Raw genomic sequence first — 18,358 nt, forward strand, 5'->3', positions numbered from 1 at the left:
ATGCATGGGGATGGCGCGGGCGGGGTGTTCGGCCCCGGGGCATCCGCTCGCGGGTCAGAAACCGAGCAGCCGGGGCAGGGTCAGGGAGAACTCGGGGACGTAGGTGACCAGCAGGAGCGCGATCACCAGGGGGACGTAGAAGGGCAGGACGCCGCGGGACGCCTCCTCGATGCGCACCTTGCCGACGGCCGAGCCGACGAACAGGACGCTGCCCACGGGCGGGGTGATCAGCCCGATCGCGAGGTTGAGCATGAGCATGACGCCGAACTGCATGGGGTCCATGCCCACCGAGGTGACGACCGGCAGCAGGATCGGGGTGGTGATCAGGATCAGCGGGGCCATGTCGAGCACCGCGCCGAGCATGATCAGCAGCAGGTTGCACAGCAGGAGCAGCAGGATCGGGTTCTCGGTGAGCCCCGTCAGCCACTGGGTCAGCGCAGCGGGCAGTTGCATCACGGTGAGCAGGTAGCCGTAGGCGCCGGCGGCGGCGATCAGGAAGAGCACCGTGGCCAGCGTGCGCATGGTGCGCTGCAGCATCCCGACGAGCGCGCGCAGCGGCACCTCGCGGTAGACGCCGAACGTGATCAGGAAGGCCCACACGCAGGCGATCGCGGCCGACTCGGTGGCGGTGAAGACGCCGCTGAGGATGCCGCCGATGACGATCACCGGCGTCAGCACGCCGAGAAGGCCCTGCAGGACCACGCGGGGGACGTCGCGCATCGGGATGGGCTCCCCGCGCGGATGGTTGTGGCGCCGCGCGAGCAGGTAGCAGGTCACCAGCAGCAGCAGGCCCAGGGCGATCCCGGGGACCAGGCCGGCCATGAACACCCCGCCGATGGAGACGCCGCCGCCGGCGGCGAGCGCGAAGATGATCATGTTGTGGCTCGGCGGGATGAGCACCCCCTGCGCGGCGCTGGAGATCGTCACCCCCACCGCATAGGCGGGACGGTACCCCTGCCTGCGCATCATCGGGATCATCACCGCCCCGATGGAGGAGGTGTCGGCCACCGCCGACCCGGAGATTCCGCCGAAGAACGTGCTGGCCACGACGTTGAGCATGGCCAGGCCGCCGCGCAGCCACCCGACCAGCACGCTCGCGAAGTCGATGAGTCTGCGGGCGATGCCGCCGGTGGCCATGATCTCGCCGGCCAGGATGAAGAAGGGGATGGCCAGCAACGGGAACGAGTTGAGCCCCTGGACCATCTTCTGGCCGATGACGGGCATCGGGATGTCCAACCACAGCGCCGCGCCCATGGAGGACATCGCCAGCGACAGCGCGATCGGCACGCGCAGCAGGAGCAGGACGGCGAAGCCGCCGAAGAGGAGGGCGGCGCCCACGGGGTCGATGTTCACCGGTGTTTCTCGTTTCCGTCGGGGTCCGCGTCGCCGTCGCTGCCGGCCGCGTCCGGTCCGTCTCCGGTCGTCGTCTCGGCAGCGGCCTGGGGCAGCAGCCCGAACAGCTGCAGAGCGCTGTAGAGGGTGATCAGCACACCGGCGACGGGCATCACGGCGTACTGCACCGAGGTGGGCAGTCCCGTGGCCGGCAGCGTCGAGTTGGCCATCAGCCGGGTGAACTCGCTGCCCTGGACCACCAGGTAGACCCCGAACACCAGCATGAGCGCGGGGGCCAGCCGACCGACGACGGCGTGCAACGCACCGGGAAAGCGGTCCACCAGAAACCCGAGCGCGATGTGGCTGCCGTCGCGGATGCCCTTGGCGATGCCCAGGAAGGCGATCCACCCCAGCAGCAGCAGCGCGGTCTCCGAGGACCATCCGGGCGTGGATCCGAGCACGTAGCGGCTGAAGACCTGCCAGGTCACGACCAGGACGAGCACGACAAGGCCGGTGAGGGCCAAGGCGTCGGTCGCCAGGTCGAGCACCTTCAGACCTCGTCGGTAGATCCGCGCCGCCGCATGGACGGGCGGTGTCGAATCCGGCATCTCGACTCCGATCAACACTCGCTGCAATGCGTGCGTCACTGCACGCCAACAGGTCAGAAACCGGTTTCTAACCTAACCAAAGTGATACATCTGTCAACCCCTTATGGCGCCGATCATGCCGATCGCCGGTTCAGCCCGTCCTGTGCGCACGCCAGGCAGCCCCGGGGCCCACCCCGGGGCTGCCCGATGCTGCGCCGCTATCGACGCACGTCAGCGGGGCCGGTGCTGTCCCGCACCTCCAACCGCGGGGTGAAGCAGACGTCGGCCGGAGGGTCCTCCTTGCGCAGCATCGCCGCCAGGCGCTGCCAGGCCTCCCGCCCCAGTTCCTCCTGCGGGACCGACACCGTGGTCAGCCGGGGAGAGATGTAGCGGGAGAAGGGGATGTCGTCGAACCCGACCACGCTGACCTGGTCGGGAACCGCCACACCGATCTCGGTCATCTTGCCCAGGGCCCCCAGCGCCACCAGGTCGTTGTAGCCGATGACGGCCGTGGCTCCGGTGGCCAGCGCGCGATCGGCCGCCTCGTAGCCCTCCTCCAGCATGGAGCCGCACTCCACGATGTGAAGCTCGAAACGCCCGCGCGCCGACTCCTCCAGCGCCTCCATCCGCTGCCGGTTGGACACGCTGGCGCGCGGACCGGACAGGAAGGCCACGCGCGTGTGCCCCAGCCAGGCAAGATGGGCGCAGACCGCGCGGACTCCGGAGGAGTAGTCGACCGAGACGGTGGGCGCCTCCAGCCCGTCGACGTGCCGGTTGACCAGGACGAAGGGTTCGATGGTGGGGGCGAGCTCGACCAGTTCCCTGTCATGGCTGCGCGGGGAGCACAGCACCAGCCCGTCGGCGCGTAGCCGGCTCTCCTGGGCCAGCAACGGCTCCTCCAGAGGCAACTCGTGGCTGTCGGTGACCAGCAGCCGGTAACCGTCCCGGCCGGCCGCCCGGCTCACCCCGCGCAGCACCGATTGGAACATGGGGTTGCCCAGGTCGGGGACTGTGATGGCGACCAGCCCGGTGCGCCCGCGCGCCAGCCCCTGGGCGATCGCGCTGGGGCGGTACCCCAGGGACACCGCGGCCTGCTGGACCCTGCGGGCCAGCTCCGGGGCCACCGACTCCTGGTTGTTCATCACCCGCGAAACCGTGGCCGGGGAGACGCCGGCGGCCTTCGCGACGTCGCGGATGGTGACGGTCTGTCCCCGTCCACGCTGCGGCGCCCTGTCGTCCGCCGCCCCGACGGCGGCTTCTCCGACCTCTCCCATGCCTACGTTGACCCCGCTTCCGTCATAGCGCGCCCCTCGGGAAGAAACCGCTTTCTAAGCGTCAGGGTACAGCACCGCCTGCCGGCTTTCATGTGCGCCGCCGTCCGGTTCCGGCTCCAGCCCGCAACGCGGCCCTCTCCGCTGAAATGCCTGTACCGCGGCTCATTCGGTGCGCTCTGACAGGGGAGTGGACCGCCACTTTACCGGCGGCGGCGCGGCGCCGCCGCGAACCTCCGGGGATCGTTGACGAATTCTCCCTTCTCCATTGACACGGAGACGAATCCGGGCTTCTCATGAGAAACCGGTTCCCGGAGGGGGTGCGGGCGCGTCGCAGCGCCCTGCGCCGAAACTCCACAGCCACGGAAGACGGAAAAGGAAACCATTGCGCAGGATCTCAGCCGCAATCACCACCATCGCGAGCGCGGTCGCGCTCGCAGCGGGCACAGCGGGGCCGGTCAACGCCGAGGAGCAGGCGGAACCGGCTCAGGGCTGGGAGCTCGCCGAGCAGATCAAGGAGCGCGTGCAGCCGCCGGAGTTCCCCGACCGGGAGTTCCTGCTCACCGACTTCGGCGCCGACCCGACCGGTGAGCGGATCAGCACCGACGCGTTCGCCGCCGCGATCGACGCGGCATCGGAGCGCGGCGGAACGGTCGTCGTCCCCGAGGGCGAGTTCCTCACTGGCGCCATCCACCTCGAAAGCGACGTGAACCTGCACGTCAGCACGGGGGCGACGGTCCGCTTCAGCCAGGACCCGCAGGATTACCTGCCCGCCGTGTACACCCGCTGGGAGGGGGTCGAGCTCTACAACTACTCCCCCTTCATCTACGCCCACGACGTGCACAACGTGGCCATCACCGGCGGCGGCACCCTCGACGGGCAGGCCGACGAGGAGCACTGGTGGCCGTGGAAGGAGGAGTCCAACGGCCAGGGCGGGGTGATCGAGACCGAGGACCGCGACGCCCTGTTCGAGATGGCCGAAGAGGGGGTCCCGGTCGAGGAGCGCGACTTCGGCGCGGACAGCCGCCTGCGGCCCAACTTCATCCAGTTCTACGAGAGCTCGGACATCCTGGTCCAAGGGGTCACCCTGACCAACTCGCCGATGTGGATGATCCACCCGGTGCTGTCGGAGAACGTGACCGTCGACAGCGTCGTCCTGGACAGCCCGGACGGCCCCAACAGCGACGGCGTCAACCCCGAGTCGAGCAGGGACGTCGTGATCAAGAACTCCGTCTTCGACAACGGTGACGACTGCATCGCGATCAAGTCCGGCCGCAACGCCGACGGCCGCCGCGTCAACGTCCCCAGCGAGAACATCGTCGTCTACGACAACGAGATGCGCGACGGGCACGGCGGCGTCGTCATCGGCAGCGAGATGTCGGGCAGCGTGCACAACGTGTTCGCCGAGGACAACACCATGGACAGTCCGGAGCTGCTGCGTGCGCTCCGGATCAAGACCAACTCGGTGCGCGGCGGCACCGTGGAGCACGTGTACTTCCGCGACAACAGGGTCCCGCAGATCTCCGATGAGGTCATCCGGGTGAACTTCCGGTACGAGGAGGGTGACGCCGGCGACCACACTCCGGTGGTGCGCGACATCAACATCGAGGACGTCCACAGCGTGGGCGGCGAGTTCGCGCTGTACCTGCGCGGCTACGAGCGCTCCCCCATCAGCGACGTGACCATCACGGACTCCTCCTTCGCGGACGTGGAGACCCCGATGCGGCTCGAACACGTCGACGGCCTGACGCTGAACGACGTGACCATCAACGGCGAGCACTACGACGAGACCATCAACCAGGGCGCCTGACCCTTCTCCTCGCGCCTCCTCCAACGTCGGTCTTGGCCTCATCGGGGTTGAAACGGCGGTTTTGACCCCCCACAACGCCAAGATCGACGAGAGAACCACCGTGTGCGCCCGGCGGCGATCGCGCGCACCGGCCGACGAAGGGCCGCCCGGATCCCCGGGCGGCCCTTCGTGCTGGTCGCCCGCGCGCGGCTCGGGCCCGTCCGGCGTCTTCCGCGCAACGGAAAACTCACTGACTGTTTACAGCCGACCGTGTTCTGGTTACCCTCCTTATTGGGAGCGCTCCCATGACCTAGGTCACACCGACCGGCCCAGACAAGGCTCGCACCTCCGGAGCGGTCGGCGCCCGGCAACCCTTGTCCCTGCCGAGTGGGAGCGCTCCCAGAGAGGCGAAGACGCATTCAGCACCGGCCCGACCGATCCTCCGTCCCCCGGGAGGTAACCGTGCCACCGGCTCGCTCCGACCCCCGTCCCCCGACTCCGCTCCCCCGCCCCGTCCGGGCACCGGCCACGGCGCCTCCCCCGACCGCCGCACCCCGCCCGTAGCCGGCCGCGCGGCCGAGCGGCCGAGCGCCCGCAGCCCCCGTTCCCCCCACTCCCCTACTTCCCTGATTCCCCGAACGGCGCGACCGTGCCGCCACCGTCGCGCCGCCCCCGCCATGCCCACCGACGGATCCGACGCGCCCGACGGCGCACCCCCATTCCCGCCCAACCGATGACCGCCACCCCCGGCGCTCATCGCGCCGCCACCCGATGGAAGCAGCGGGTCGCGGCGCACCACCCCGAACACCTGCTTCCGATCCCGATCCGCCGGAGATCTCCGTCCGGCGGATCACCCCCACTAAGGAGGACACGTGAGGTCAGGCAGAAAGAGAGCGGTCCGCTCCGGGCCGGCGCGAGCGGCGGCCGCCGCATCCGCGTTCGCGCTCGGCTGCACCGCGCTGGTCGCGACGAGCGGCCCGGCCGGTGCGGCGACCGGCTGCGAGGTCGAGTACACGGTGGTCAACGAGTGGAGCACCGGCTTCACCGCCGGCGTGACCGTCACCAACCTGGGCGACGCGCTCGACGGCTGGACCCTGGAATGGGACTTCGCCGGCGACCAGCAGGTCGGCAACGGCTGGAACGGCTCCTACAGCCAGTCGGGTCAGCACGTCACGGTGGAGGACGCCGGCTACAACGGCACCCTCGGCACCGAAGCCAGCGTGGAGATCGGCTTCAACGGCACCTATTCCGGCAGCAACAGCGTGCCGTCGTCGTTCACGCTGAACGGCGTCGAGTGCGACGGCGGGACGACCGACCCCACGGACCCGCCGGAGGAGCCGGACCCGGACCCCACGGACCCGCCGGAGGAGCCGGAACCGGGTGAGCGCGTCGACAACCCCTACGTGGGCGCCGACGTGTACGTGAACCCGCAGTGGGCGGCGAACGCCGAGGCCGAGCCCGGCGGCGACGCGGTCGCCGACGAGCCGACCGCCGTCTGGCTGGACCAGATCAGCGCCATCGAGGGCAACGACAGCCCCACCACCGGCAGCATGGGGCTGGTCGACCACCTCGACGAGGCGGTGGAGCAGGCCAACGGCGAACCGCTGGTGTTCCAGGTGGTCATCTACAACCTGCCCGGCCGGGACTGCGCCGCGCTGGCCTCCAACGGCACGCTCGGCCCGGAGGAGATCGGCAAGTACAAGAACGACTACATCGACGTGATCGCCGAGATCATCGACCGTCCGGAATACTCCGACCTGCGGATCGTCACGACCATCGAGCCCGACTCGCTGCCGAACCTCGTCACCAACGTCGGCGGCCGCGAGACGGCCACCGAGAACTGCGACGAGATGCTGGAGAACGGCAACTACGTCGAAGGGGTCGCCTACGCCCTGGAGGCGCTCGGCGCCGTCCCCAACGTCTACAACTACGTCGACGCCGGCCACCACGGCTGGATCGGCTGGGAGGACAACTTCGGCGCGTCCGTGGACCTGTTCTACGAGACGGCGCAGACCGGCGGCGCGTCCCCCGAGGACGTGCACGGCTTCATCGTCAACACCGCCAACTACTCGGCCCTGGTGGAGCCGTACTTCGACGTCACCGACAACGTGAACGGGCAGATGGTGCGCCAGTCCGACTGGGTGGACTGGAACAACTACGCGGACGAGCTGTCCTTCGCCCAGGCGCTGCGGGACGAGGCCGTCTCGACCGGGTTCCCCTCCGACATCGGCATGCTGATCGACACCTCCCGCAACGGCTGGGGCGGTGACGCGCGGCCGACCGGTCCTGGCCCGCAGACCAGCGTGAACGACTACGTCAACGAGGGCCGCGTCGACCGCCGGATCCACCTCGGCAACTGGTGCAACCAGTCCGGCGCGGGTCTGGGCGAGCGGCCGACCGCCGCCCCGGAGTCCGGCATCGACGCCTACGTGTGGGTGAAGCCTCCGGGCGAGTCCGACGGCTCCAGCGAGGAGATCCCGAACGACGAGGGCAAGGGCTTCGACCGGATGTGCGACCCGACCTACGGGGGCAACCCGCGCAACGGCGACAGCGACAGCGGCGCCCTGGCGAACGCGCCGATCTCCGGCCACTGGTTCTCCGAGCAGTTCCAGGAGCTCCTGGCCAACGCCTACCCGCCCGTCCAGTGACCGTGAGGAGGTGACGGCCTGACGAGCTGAGAAGCGCACCGTGCGAGCCGCGTCCCCGGTCCGTTCCGACGGGCCGGGGACGCTTCGTTCCCCTCGTCCGGCGGGTCTTCCAGCAGGCCGGATCGGCGCGGGCTCACTGTCCGCGTGCCGTTCGGCACCGCCGGAGCACCGCGTCGAACAGGGACCACCCGTCGACCTCGGCGGCGCGGTCGAGGTCCCGGCCGAGCGCACCGGGAACGTCGATCACCGCCCGCACGGTTCCCGGCCGGTGCAGATTGAGGTAGGCGCCGTCACCGGCGCGCACGACGCCGCCGCTGTGCATGGCCGTCCCGTCGCCGACGAGGCGGCCGGGCCCGGCGCGGAAGGCGACGCGGACCGCGTCCTGCGAGCCTGGTGCGAGCGGCACGCCCAGAGCTGACGACGGTTGCGAGGAGCCGCTGCGGCGGCGGTCCGGCCCGGACGGGCCTCTACCCCTCCGCCGCGTCGTGCTGCCTGCCCGCGAGGAAGTGCGTGATGCCGCGCGTCGCCGCGTAGAGGTCGCGGTAGTGCCGGTAGAACTCGCCGTAGACCGCGCCGCGTTCCGGGTCGGGTCGAATGGTGGTGGCCGCGGGGTTCCACGCCCGTGCGTCGGCGTCCAGGCCGATCGCCTTCGCCGCCATGAACGCGTCGCCGAACGCCGCCCCGATGGTCTGCTCCGGGACCTCCTGCACCACCCCCGCCACGTCGGAGACGATGCGGGGCCACAGGCCCCCCTGGGCTCCGCCGCCGACCGCGACGATCCGGTCCGGGGCGCCGCCGGCCTCCCGCATCGCCTCCAGGTTGTGCCGCACCCCGTAGGCGGTGCCCTCCAGGACGGCGCGGTAGATCTCGGCGCTGCCGTGGCGGGTGGTCAGCCCGGCCAGGACGCCCCGCGCGTCCGGATCGAACAGCGGGGTGCGCTCGCCGGCGAAGTACGGGAGCAGCAGCAGTCCCTCGCTGCCCGCCGGAACCTTCTCCGCCGCGCGCACCAGGTCGTGGAACTCCCCGCCGACCAGTTCGCGCAGCCAGTCGGTGACGGCCCCGGACGTCGCCATCCCCGCGGCCAGGGTCTCCGTGCCGTCGAACGCCCCCTTGGTGCCCCACAGCCCGGCGTGCGGGCGCAGCCGGTCCACGACCTGGACGAGGAACATGGTGGTGCCGTACATGACCATCGCGTCGCCGGGGCCGCGCACCCCGACGCTGGCGGCCTCGGCCCAGGCGTCGATGGTGCCGGTCGCGACCGGTGTGCCCGCGGGCAGCCCGGTCAGCCGGGCCGCCTCCCGCGTGACCGTCCCCGCGATCTCGGTGGACCAGGCGAGCTCCGGCAGCTCCAGGCCCGGCGCGACCCGGTCGGCCCAGTCGCGGGCCCACTCCCCCCGCCGCATGTCGTAGAGCGGGTCGCACTGGCTGGCGGAGTGGTGGTCCAGCACGTAGCGCCCGGTGAGCCGGTGCACCAGGAACGAACTCGCCATCAGCAGCATCCCGGTGGAGGCGTAGACCTCGGGCTCGTGCCGCCGCAGCCAGGCCAGCTTCGGGCCGACCGCCTGCGACGTCAGCCGGCTCGCGCCCCGCTCGACGATCCGCTCGGCCCCGAACTCCGCCGTCAGTTCGGCGATCTCGGCCGTGGCGCGGGTGTCCACCCCGTACAGGATCGCGGGGCGCAGCGGGGTTCCGGCGGCGTCGGCGGGCAGCAGGCAGGGCCCGATCCCGCTGACGCCGACCGCGAGCACCCGCACCCCGTCGGCCCGGTCGAGCAGTTCGCGCACGATCGCGGTGAAGTCCGCCCACCACACCGACTCCGCGTCGTGCTCGACGTGGCCGGGCCGGGGCGTGGACGTGCGGTGCGGCCGGTCGGCGCGGGCGATCAGCGTCCCGTCCGGGGCCACCAGCACCCCCTTGGAGCTGGAGGTGCCGATGTCGATCCCGAGCAGCGCCTCGGTGGCCATGTGCGTGAACTCCCTGGTCGTGGGGGGCGAGACGGTTTCGCCGGTGCCTCAGTTGCGGGTGAACTCGTCCAGCCGGATGCCGAGCAGCTCGGTGACCGCACGCATCTGCGGGCGGACGTCACCGGGCACGGCGTGGATGTGGTTGGCGCCGAACCGGGACAGGAAGTCGGGGGCCTCGGCGTCGAGCCTGGCGAACGCGTGCGGCCATTCCGGGGTGGACTGCTTGGTCAGGGCGTCGGTGGTGGCCTCGTCGAAGTTCTCGAAGTCGCCGAGCATGAGCTGCAGCCGGTAGTCGCCGTCGATGCGGGTGAGCCTGGCCAGGGTCATCCGCCCCGGCGCGGCGATGTGCTGCACGGACGCGCCGCCCGCGGGGAAGAAGAAGACCTCGGGGAACAGGTGCACCTTGGCGAGGTTGTCCGCCGGGTCGTCGCTGCGCGCCGCGTACCAGGTGGCGTGCTGGCCGGAGTTGCACAGGTCCCAGATGTCGCGGTCGCCGTGGTAGTGCCGCACGTCGGCGAAGAGCACCGGGGTCCGCGCGACGTGCTTGAGGAGCTGCATGGTCAGGGCGCCGTCCATGTCGGCCTCGGTGGCGCAGACGTGCGGGTCCTTGGGCCCGTTGTGGTCGTAGGGGTCGTTCAGCAGCGCCTCGGCGACGTCCATCGTGCAGAAGTGCTCGGTGAGCTCGGGCTGGCCCTTGATCCCGGTGAAGTCGAGGCGGTGTTCCTCGATGAGGCCGCGCATCGCCACGTAGGTGCCGATCTGGCGCTCCAGCAGGTCGGGGGTGAGCTTCTTGCCGTCGTAGTGCACGTTGGCGTGCCGTTCGAACCATTCGCGGCCGCGCCGCAGCTCGGCCGGGTCGGCGGCCTCGGTGCGGCGGACGATCTCCCACTGGTCGATCTCCTCGACGTCGACGCCGAAGAGCCGCTGCCACTGGTCGGTGTTGGCGACGGCGGTGTTCATGCCCATGGGGCGGCCGCCGATCCGGCCGAACGTGCTGCCGCGCAGCGCCCCGACCGCGTGCGCGGCGTCGGCGCGTGCGGTGATGTCGGCGACCAGGGCGTCGTCGGGGGCGCCCCACAGCCGGGTGTGGGCGCGCCCGATCTGGTCCAGCGCGCCGCCGGCGGCGAGCATGCCGACCATGCCGGGCTCGGTCGGGTCGATGCTGGCCAGCAGCAGCAGCGGGCCGGGGGTGGCGTCGGCGGCGAGCATGGTGAAGTGCGGGAACGCCCAGACCGCGTAGTGGAGCACGGTCAGGTCGACGCCGGCCGCGGCGACCTGCCTGGCCGCCGATGTGGCGGCCACGTTGCTCCCGACCGGTTCCCCGCCGCGCACCACCTCGTGCCCTGCGGCCTCCAGTGCACCGACGAGCGCGTCCTCCTTGCCGAGGACGAAGTCGCGCACGCCGCGGTGCACGTGCTCCCTGCCGTCGGAAATGCTGATCACGCCGATACGGGCCATGGCTGGCTCTCCTCATCTGCGGACGTCCGCCGTCGGGGGCGCGGACGCACGGGGCTTCGTGCTCCGGGTACCGGGGGCCGGCCGGGCGGGCGGCCTGTTCGGGCAACCGGGAGAAATCGTTTTCGCGGGTGACGCTATTCTGAGATCCTGCCGGGTGTCAATGCATCGCGGGGACACCCGACCGGCCGGGTCCGTCGGGCGCGGGCCCCGGCCGGCGGGCGCCGCTCCGGCGGGTGCGGGCCGAGAAAGCAGGTCGCCAACAGGCCGCACGTCTGGTGCTTGCGCGTATGCGCGGGAGGAGATGGTTCATCCGATGCCGACGATCAGCGACGTCGCCTCGCGGGCCGGGGTCTCACCGGCGACCGCGTCGCGGGTGCTCAACGGCAAGTCCACCGTCGCGCCCGACCTCGCCCAGCGCGTCCAGGCCGCGGCGGCCGAGCTGCAGTACCGGCCCAACGGGCTGGCCCGCAACCTCCGCCGCCGCGAGACCACGGTCATCGCGCTGATCATCGGCGACGTCGAGAACCCGTTCTTCACCTCGCTGGCCCGCGGGGTCGAGGACGCCGCGCACGCCGAGGGCTACTCCGTCATCCTGTGCAACTCCGACGAGGACGCCGCCAAGGAGCGCCGCTACGTCGACGTGGCGCTGCAGGAGCGCGCGGCCGGGGTCGTGCTGTCCTCCACCGGCTCCACCGAAAGCATCGGCATGCTGCGCGACCAGCGGATCCCCTTCGTCGCGGTGGACCGCCCGGTGTCCGGCGCGCCCACCGACACGGCCGTGGTCGACACCCGCAGCGCCGCCGCGGCCGCCACTCGGCACATGATCGAGCAGGGCTACGAGCGGATCGGCTGCATCGCGGGCCCCGCCGGGATCGCCACGGCCGACGACCGGCTGGAGGGCTACCGCGACGCCCTGCGCGCGGCGGGCCGGCGCGTCCCGGCCCGGCTGGTGCGCCACAGCGAGTTCAAGGCGGCCGGGGCCAGGAGCGCGGCCATGCAGCTCCTCGACCGCAGGGAGCGGCCCGACGCCCTGCTGGTCGCCAACTGCGTCATGGCGCGCGGGGTGCTGGAGGCGATGGCCGAGCTGGGCCTGCACAGCGGCCGCGACGTCGGTCTGGCGGCGTTCGACGACGACCCGTGGACGACGCTGATCACGCCCCCGATGACCGTGATCGCGCAGCCGGCCTACGATCTCGGGCTGGTCTCCACCCGGATGCTGCTCTCGCGCATCGCCGCCCCCGAGCGCGCGGCGACCACCACGACCCTGCACGCCACCCTGGTCCCCAGGGGCAGCACGCAGCGGTGAGCCCGGCGATCCGAGCGCCCCGCCCCTGATGAGGGGGCGCGCTCGGATCGCCGGCCCGGGGCGCTCGCTAGAGCAGTCCCCGCGGGATCCTCTCCGCGGCCGGGGGCAGGGTGAACGGGCGGTGCGGCGGCACCTGGTACCAGAACGCCACCGACGACAGGTCGTCGCTGCGCTTGTTGGCGTGCCCGTGCTCGACGGTGACCCGCACCGAGCGCTCGAACATCACCGGGTCCTCGACGTGGAACCGGTACAGCGAGACCTGCCCGCTCCAGTTCGGCCCGCCGGGCAGGGTGACGCCGTGGTAGGGGGCGTGGTGGGTCTGGGTCGGGCACCAGGCGGTGTTGAAGTAGTCCTCGGTGCCGGTGCCGTGCAGCGTGGGCGGGAACGACTCCCCGTCGATGAAGATCATGTCGTCGCCCTCGCCGTACCAGTTCCACTCGCGCGTGTCGCGCAGGTTGTGCACGTTGAGGACGCAGCCGACGTAGTGCCCGCGCCCCTCGGCCTCCAGGATCGTGTAGTTGCCCGCGCCGTCGAGGTTGGTCCCCTCGAACAGGAACTCCGGGTTGGTCTGCCCGGCCTCCGGCCGCCCGTCCGTCGGGTTCTCCCTGCGCCACTGGGCGTGGAAGTAGGCGAGGTCGGGCTCGTGGCGGGCGTAGCGCTCGTAGTCGATGTAGTAGTAGAAGAACACCGGTGAACGGCTCAGTTCGCTGACCAGCTCGACCTTGGCGTGCTCGGCGAAGGGCATCGCGAACCAGCAGTTGAAGGACTTGCCGTCCTCGGGGCTCATCTGCAGCGGCGCCGAGACGAAGTTGACGGTCCGGCCGTGCCCCACGCCGAAGAAGTCGCCGAGGGGGACCCACACGGCGGGGTGCTCGGCCCCGTCCCAGGTGATGCGCAGCGCGAGCTTGCGCAGCAGATCCGTCTCGGCCTCGCCGGGCCCCTCGTGGTCGGGCAGCGCGACCGTGCACCAGATGTGCGTGACGGCCCCGGGGCCGTCGATGTCGGCGAGCACCGCGGTCTCGCCCGGTCCGACGGTGAGCCGGTCGTCGTTGCCGCCGCTGCGGTCCCAGCTCGACGCCCGCCCGCGCCGGGCCGTGCGCAGCCGGGCGAGATCGCGCAGGCTGCTGCCGTGCGTCCCGTAGCTCGACGCGTCTTCCATCGCAGAGTCCTCTCGACTGATGTCTGATGATCGGGTTGGCACAGGAGGCCGACTGTCGCAGTGCGCGTAGCGCCGGCGGCACAGCGGTCCGAGCCCCGGAAGTCTCACATCGCCCCGCAGACTCGACAGTCGAAGCTCGGCCCGCAGGGCGTGCGGAACAATCCAAGAAATCCTTTTCCGACGCTAGCCAGGTGGAAAAACCCCGTCAAGGGAGAAGACGCCGGGCATCCACTGCGGTTAACGGCCCGGAAACAGGATCTTGACAGTGCTCCGGGTTCGGTCTTATGTTTCCGAGAAATCGTTTGCTCCGTTCCCGGTGCACCTCTCAGCACCACACCGGGCAATGAGGCGCACGGCCGGCCCGCGTATCCGCCCATTCCCTCCCGAGACCACCGCTCGGCACCCCACCGAGCCGCACGGTACAGGAGTTCGTGATGGTCCTCCGACATCCCCGCACCGCCCGGCGGACCGGCCCGGCCGCCGTTCCCGCTCCCCCGAAGCCGACGCCGACGCCGCCCCCGCCGCGCTCCCCGGCCGCTTGATCCGGCCGGGCGCCCCGGCCGTCCTCCGGGGCGCCCGCCGCTCCCCCACTCGACCACGCTCTTTCTGAGGAGCCACCTCTCATGACAAGCAGAGCCGCGCGCCCACCCGGGTCCCCCGGCCCGGACCGGCGCGCCTTCCTGCGCGGGGGCCTCGGCCTCGGCGCCGCGGCGGCCCTCGCCCCGGCCCTGGCGAGCTGCGGCTCGCCGGGGGCCGACTCCGGCGCGCTGTCCTTCTGGTCGTTCAACGGCGGCGCGCCCCAGCAGGACCCGTTCACCCAGCAGCAGAGCCAGTGGTACCTGGACATCATCGCCGACTGGAACGCGGCCAACGAGCAGCAGGTCGCCGCGCAGTACGTCCCGCTCCCGGTCTACAACAACGGCAGCAAGCTGCCCACCGCGTTCGCCGCGGGGGACGGGCCCGACCTGTTCGTCATCTCCCCCGGCGACTTCCTGCGCTACTACAACGGCGGAGTCCTGCAGGACCTCACCCCGCACATCTCCGACGAGGCGCTCGACGACTTCCTGCCCGGCGTGCTCGACACCCGCAGCGTCGGCGGGCGGGTGTACGCGCTGCCGTTCGAGGTCGAGCCGATCGCGATGTTCTACTCGGTCCCGGCCCTGGAGGCGGCCGGGCTGTCCGAGGGGGACCTGCCCGAGACCTGGGAGGAGCTGCTCGACGTCGGGGACCGGCTGCGCTCGGCCGGCCAGGCCGGCATCGCGCTGGAGAGCGAGCCCGGCTACTACCAGAACTTCGTCTGGTACCCGCTGCTGTGGCAGACCGGCGGCGACGTCGTCACCTCCGAGGGCGAGGTCGTCTTCGACTCCCCCGCCGCCGCCAAGGCGCTCGGCCTGTGGAAGGAGATGGTGGAGTCCGGGATCTCCCCGCGCCGCAACCCGGCGGCCGGCGACGCGGTCACCGGCTTCACCCAGGGCCTGGCGTCGATGTGGCATCGGGGCATCTGGACGGTGAAGGAGATGGAGAGCGCGGCGCCCGACTTCGAGTACGGCGTGATCCGGCTGCCGATCCCCGAGGGCGGCGAGTACGTGACCTCGCTGGGCGGCTGGGCGTTCGCCGCGAACTCCCGGGGCAGGAACCCCGAGGCCGCCGCCCGGTTCTGCGCCGAGTCGCTGGCGTCGATGTCGGACGCCTCCATCGACCGGCTCACCGACTGGTCGATCGGGGTGAAGACCGACATCCCGCCGCGCCGCAGCTCCCTGGAGCGCGCCGACGCCGCCGGCGGCTACGACAACCCGGTGATGAAGGCGTTCCGCGAGGAGATCTACCCCGGCGGACGCTCCGAGCCCCGTTTCCCGCCACCCGTGTACAAGGCGGTCTCCGACGCCATCCAGTCGTGCATGCTCGGCGGCGGCGACCCCGCCCTCGAGGCCGAGCGCGCCGCCGAGACGATCGACGCTTTCATGCTCACCTACGAAGGGGCCGAGCTGCTATGACCACGATCGGAGCCAAGGCCCCGAGCGCGCCGGAGCGCGCCCCCGCCGCGGCCCCCGCCCGCGGGGGCGGGCGCAGGGGCATGGTCGGGCGGCGCGCCGAGACCCGGGCGGCCTGGCTGTTCCTCGCCCCCGACCTGGTCGGGCTGCTGCTGTTCCTCGGCCTGCCGATGCTGCTGACGGTGGTGCTGGGGTTCATGCGGGTCGACGGGTTCGGCACCTACGAGTTCGTCGGCCTGGAGAACTTCCGCCGGATGTTCTCCGACCCGCAGTTCTTCGACAGCCTCCGGCTCACCCTCGTCTACCTGCTCCTGGTGGTGCCGCTGACCTTCCTGGTGAGCCTGGGACTCGCGCTGCTCATCCAGCGCAGGATGCCGTTCGTCTCGGTGTTCCGCAGCGCGTTCTTCCTGCCGTACGCGGTCAGCGTGGTGGTCGTCGGCCTGGTCTGGGAGTTCATGCTCGCCGACGACGTCGGGGTCGTGGGGACCGCGCTGCGCGCCATCGGCGTCGATCCGCCGTCGTGGCTGGGCGATCCGAAGTACGCGCTGTTCACCGTGATCGGTGTGTGCGTGTGGTTCTGGATGGGCTACTACATGATCATCTTCCTGACGGGGCTGCAGGACATCCCCAAGGACTACTACGAGGCCGCCCGGCTCGACGGGGCGAGCCCCTGGTCGGTGTTCCGGCACATCACCTGGCCGCTGCTGGCGCCGACGAGCTTCTTCGTCCTGCTGACGCTCACCGTCGCGGCGGTCACCGGCGGGTTCGAGCTGATCCTCGTCCTCACCAACGGCGGCCCGTCCAACGGCACCGCCGTCCTCGTCTTCTACATCTACCAGCAGGCGTTCCTCTTCGGGGAGTTCGGCTACGCGTCGGCGATGAGCTCGTTCCTGGTGCTCGTCCTGCTCGGCTGGTCCCTGATGATGTTCGCCCTGACCAGGGGAGGCCGGTTCAGCCATGGCCGCCGTTGACACCAGCCCGCGCACCGGCCGCCCGGCACCGGCGCGGCGCCCCGCCGCCGCCGCTCGCGGCGGCGTCCCCAAGGGCTTCTACGTGGCGCTCGCGGCGGTGCTCGCGATCGTCGCCGTGTTCCCCCTGCTGTGGATGCTCACCAGCTCCATCAAGGGACCGGAGGAGGTGGTCAACGGCCGCCTGCTGCCCAAGGAGCCCACCTTCGACAACTACGTCTACGTGTTCACCCAGGTGCCGTTCCTGCGCTACATGGCCAACAGCCTGTTCGTCTCGGTCACGGTGACCGTGGTGGCGCTGCTGTTCCACTCGATGGCGGCCTACGCGCTGGCCCGGCTGCGGTTCCGGGGCCGGGAGACGGTGTTCGTCGCGGTGTTCTCCACCCTGCTGATCACCGTCCCGGCGATCATCGTCCCGCTGTTCCTCATCGTGCGGGAGCTGGGCATCCTGAACAGCTACGCGGGACTGATCATCCCGGCGATCTTCAACGCGTTCGGGATCTTCCTGCTGCGCCAGTTCTACCTGTCGATCCCCGACGAGCTGGAGGAGGCCGCGCGCATCGACGGGGCCGGGTACTGGCAGGTGTACTGGCGCGTCGTCCTGCCGCTGTCGCGGCCGATCTTCGCCGCGCTCGCGGTGTTCTTCTTCCTCGCCAACTGGAACGCCTACGTCTGGCCGATGGTCGCCACCAGCGACCAGGCACTGACCGTCGTGCAACTGGGCATCGCCGGGTTCCAGGACCAGTACGGCGCCGACTGGAACTACATCATCGCCGCCGCCACCGTCGCGGCCCTGCCGACGATGCTGGTGTTCTTCATGTTCCAGCGCCAGATCGTGGAGTCGATCAAGACCACCGGCCTGAAGTAGCCGGACGCCCGCGCGGGGCCGGGGAGACCGCTCCCCGGCCCTTCGCGTCGGTCCCTTACGCCATCGACGCGGGGGCCGTCGTGGCGAGGTAGACGGTGTTGGTCGCCTCGCGCTCCTGCAGGGGGTTGGGGAAGGCGACGACCTCGGCCCGCGCGTCGGCGAAGACCTCGGCGAGCACCGCGGTGAAGTCGTCGTCGGGCGGGTCGTTGGACCACAGGGCGAACACCCCGCCCGGACGCAGGCGCCCGGCCAGGCGGCGCAGCCCCTCGGGCCGGTAGAACCCGGCGTGGCCCGGGTGCAGCAGGTGGCGCGGCGAGTGGTCGATGTCGACGATGACGGCGTGGAACCGCAGGTCCGCGGCCTCCGGGTCGAGGCCCGATTCGGAGTCGACCATGGCGAAGAAGTCGCCGTGCACCAGTCGGCACCGGGGGTCGGCCGTCAGCGTGGCGCCCGCCGGGATCAGTCCGCGCTCGTGCCACTCGATCACCTCGCCGAGCGCCTCCACCACGACCAGCGAGCCCACGTCGGGGTCTTCGAGCACGGTCTGCGCGGTGTAGCCGAGCCCGAGCCCGCCCACGGCCACGTCCAGGCCCGTCCCGGACGGCCCGGACGGCCCGGACGACTCCGCCAGGGCCAGTCGCGCCATCTCGACCTCGGCCACCGTGAACAGGCTCGACATCAGGAAGTCGTCGTCGAGCTTGATCTCGTGGACGTCCTTGCGGAACAGCGGGTCCCACCGGCGGCGCAGACTGATGACGCCCATCGGCGTCGGCCGCCAATCGAGTTCCTCGAAGCGAACACTCACCCGATCCCCCGCTCCGTCGTACACACGTCCCCAAGACCCTAGTGGTCAGGGGCGGTGCTCAGGTGCCGGCGGCCATTTCGACGCGCAGTTCCCGCAGGGTCTGCTTGAGGATCCGGGAGACCTGCATCTGGGAGACGCCGATGACGGCGGCGATCTCCGACTGGGTCTTGTTGCCGAAGAAGCGCAGGAGCAGGATGCGGCGCCGGCGCGGC

General features: G+C 71.1%; 14 protein-coding genes and 1 pseudogene. 6 read left to right on the forward strand and 9 right to left on the reverse strand.

The window, feature by feature from the left end; genetic code table 11:
• Nucleotides 1-54: 54 nt before the first annotated feature.
• The 3 genes from HDA32_RS26025 to HDA32_RS26035 form a co-directional block, all read right to left on the reverse strand.
• Nucleotides 55-1,353 (reverse strand): TRAP transporter large permease, encoded by a 1,299-nt coding sequence (locus HDA32_RS26025; RefSeq protein ID WP_179645666.1) that lies wholly within the window; start codon nt 1,351-1,353, stop codon nt 55-57.
• Nucleotides 1,350-1,940 (reverse strand): TRAP transporter small permease, encoded by a 591-nt coding sequence (locus tag HDA32_RS26030; protein ID WP_179645667.1) that lies wholly within the window; start codon nt 1,938-1,940, stop codon nt 1,350-1,352. Before HDA32_RS26030 ends, HDA32_RS26025 begins: the two co-directional genes overlap by 4 nt.
• A gap of 197 nt (nt 1,941-2,137) precedes the next feature.
• A complete protein-coding gene (locus HDA32_RS26035; RefSeq protein WP_179645668.1) occupies nt 2,138-3,193 on the reverse strand; it encodes a LacI family DNA-binding transcriptional regulator in 1,056 nt (351 codons plus the stop codon).
• Between the two features lie 382 nt (nt 3,194-3,575).
• On the opposite strand from HDA32_RS26035, the gene HDA32_RS26040 reads away from it, so the two are divergent.
• Together HDA32_RS26040 and HDA32_RS26045 are read left to right on the forward strand one after the other, a co-directional pair.
• Nucleotides 3,576-5,000, forward strand: coding sequence for a glycoside hydrolase family 28 protein (locus tag HDA32_RS26040; protein ID WP_179645669.1), 1,425 nt, complete (start codon nt 3,576-3,578; stop codon nt 4,998-5,000).
• Nucleotides 5,001-5,851: 851 nt separating this feature from the next.
• Nucleotides 5,852-7,627 carry a glycoside hydrolase family 6 protein gene (locus HDA32_RS26045; RefSeq protein WP_179645670.1) on the forward strand — a complete coding sequence of 592 codons (1,776 nt, stop codon included), beginning with the start codon at nt 5,852-5,854 and terminating at the stop codon, nt 7,625-7,627.
• Between the two features lie 133 nt (nt 7,628-7,760).
• On the opposite strand, the gene HDA32_RS26050 is transcribed toward HDA32_RS26045, so the two are convergent.
• From HDA32_RS26050 to HDA32_RS26060, 3 genes are all read right to left on the reverse strand, one after another.
• Entirely contained in the window at nt 7,761-8,033 is a 273-nt protein-coding gene (locus tag HDA32_RS26050) for a hypothetical protein (RefSeq protein ID WP_179645671.1), read from the reverse strand.
• Nucleotides 8,034-8,094: 61 nt separating this feature from the next.
• Complete coding sequence (locus HDA32_RS26055; RefSeq protein WP_179645672.1) at nt 8,095-9,591, reverse strand: FGGY-family carbohydrate kinase; 1,497 nt, start codon at nt 9,589-9,591, stop codon at nt 8,095-8,097.
• Between the two features lie 48 nt (nt 9,592-9,639).
• Nucleotides 9,640-11,049, reverse strand: coding sequence for an L-fucose/L-arabinose isomerase family protein (locus HDA32_RS26060; RefSeq protein ID WP_179645673.1), 1,410 nt, complete (start codon nt 11,047-11,049; stop codon nt 9,640-9,642).
• 313 nt (nt 11,050-11,362) lie between these two features.
• On the opposite strand from HDA32_RS26060, the gene HDA32_RS26065 reads away from it, so the two are divergent.
• The gene (locus tag HDA32_RS26065; protein WP_179645674.1) at nt 11,363-12,355 is read left to right on the forward strand and encodes a LacI family DNA-binding transcriptional regulator; all 993 of its coding nucleotides are present in this window, start codon (nt 11,363-11,365) and stop codon (nt 12,353-12,355) included.
• A 67-nt stretch (nt 12,356-12,422) separates the two neighbouring features.
• Here the strand turns inward: HDA32_RS26065 and HDA32_RS26070 are convergent, their stop codons facing one another.
• Entirely contained in the window at nt 12,423-13,514 is a 1,092-nt protein-coding gene (locus tag HDA32_RS26070; RefSeq protein ID WP_179645675.1) for a glycoside hydrolase family 172 protein, read from the reverse strand.
• Nucleotides 13,515-14,137: 623 nt separating this feature from the next.
• Here HDA32_RS26070 and HDA32_RS26075 point away from each other — a divergent pair.
• Genes HDA32_RS26075 through HDA32_RS26085 form a run of 3 tightly spaced genes read left to right on the forward strand, consistent with a single transcriptional unit; the run spans nt 14,138 to nt 17,341 of the window.
• Entirely contained in the window at nt 14,138-15,508 is a 1,371-nt protein-coding gene (locus HDA32_RS26075; RefSeq protein ID WP_179645676.1) for an ABC transporter substrate-binding protein, read from the forward strand.
• Entirely contained in the window at nt 15,505-16,476 is a 972-nt protein-coding gene (locus HDA32_RS26080; protein ID WP_179645677.1) for a carbohydrate ABC transporter permease, read from the forward strand. Before HDA32_RS26075 ends, HDA32_RS26080 begins: the two co-directional genes overlap by 4 nt.
• Nucleotides 16,463-17,341, forward strand: coding sequence for a carbohydrate ABC transporter permease (locus HDA32_RS26085; RefSeq protein WP_179645678.1), 879 nt, complete (start codon nt 16,463-16,465; stop codon nt 17,339-17,341). The genes HDA32_RS26080 and HDA32_RS26085 overlap by 14 nt, the downstream gene beginning before the upstream one ends.
• 55 nt (nt 17,342-17,396) lie before the next feature.
• On the opposite strand, the gene HDA32_RS26090 is transcribed toward HDA32_RS26085, so the two are convergent.
• Nucleotides 17,397-18,146 carry a polyamine aminopropyltransferase gene (locus HDA32_RS26090; RefSeq protein ID WP_179645679.1) on the reverse strand — a complete coding sequence of 250 codons (750 nt, stop codon included), beginning with the start codon at nt 18,144-18,146 and terminating at the stop codon, nt 17,397-17,399.
• A 58-nt stretch (nt 18,147-18,204) separates the two neighbouring features.
• A pseudogene (locus HDA32_RS26095) lies at nt 18,205-18,348 on the reverse strand (sigma factor-like helix-turn-helix DNA-binding protein); the annotation flags it as partial.
• Nucleotides 18,349-18,358: the final 10 nt, after the last annotated feature.

This window comes from Spinactinospora alkalitolerans (genome assembly GCF_013408795.1).
GTDB classification, from domain to species: domain Bacteria; phylum Actinomycetota; class Actinomycetes; order Streptosporangiales; family Streptosporangiaceae; genus Spinactinospora; species Spinactinospora alkalitolerans.

What these genes read in the sequence shown, in the direction of transcription:
- HDA32_RS26080 (WP_179645677.1), top strand. Translation starts at nt 15,505, where the DNA reads ATGACCACGATCGGAGCCAAGGCCCCGAGCGCGCCGGAGCGCGCCCCC.
- HDA32_RS26055 (WP_179645672.1), bottom strand. Translation starts at nt 9,591, where the DNA reads ATGGCCACCGAGGCGCTGCTCGGGATCGACATCGGCACCTCCAGCTCC.
- HDA32_RS26065 (WP_179645674.1), top strand. Translation starts at nt 11,363, where the DNA reads ATGCCGACGATCAGCGACGTCGCCTCGCGGGCCGGGGTCTCACCGGCG.
- HDA32_RS26070 (WP_179645675.1), bottom strand. Translation starts at nt 13,514, where the DNA reads ATGGAAGACGCGTCGAGCTACGGGACGCACGGCAGCAGCCTGCGCGAT.
- HDA32_RS26060 (WP_179645673.1), bottom strand. Translation starts at nt 11,049, where the DNA reads ATGGCCCGTATCGGCGTGATCAGCATTTCCGACGGCAGGGAGCACGTG.
- HDA32_RS26075 (WP_179645676.1), top strand. Translation starts at nt 14,138, where the DNA reads ATGACAAGCAGAGCCGCGCGCCCACCCGGGTCCCCCGGCCCGGACCGG.
- HDA32_RS26085 (WP_179645678.1), top strand. Translation starts at nt 16,463, where the DNA reads ATGGCCGCCGTTGACACCAGCCCGCGCACCGGCCGCCCGGCACCGGCG.
- HDA32_RS26030 (WP_179645667.1), bottom strand. Translation starts at nt 1,940, where the DNA reads ATGCCGGATTCGACACCGCCCGTCCATGCGGCGGCGCGGATCTACCGA.
- HDA32_RS26035 (WP_179645668.1), bottom strand. Translation starts at nt 3,193, where the DNA reads ATGGGAGAGGTCGGAGAAGCCGCCGTCGGGGCGGCGGACGACAGGGCG.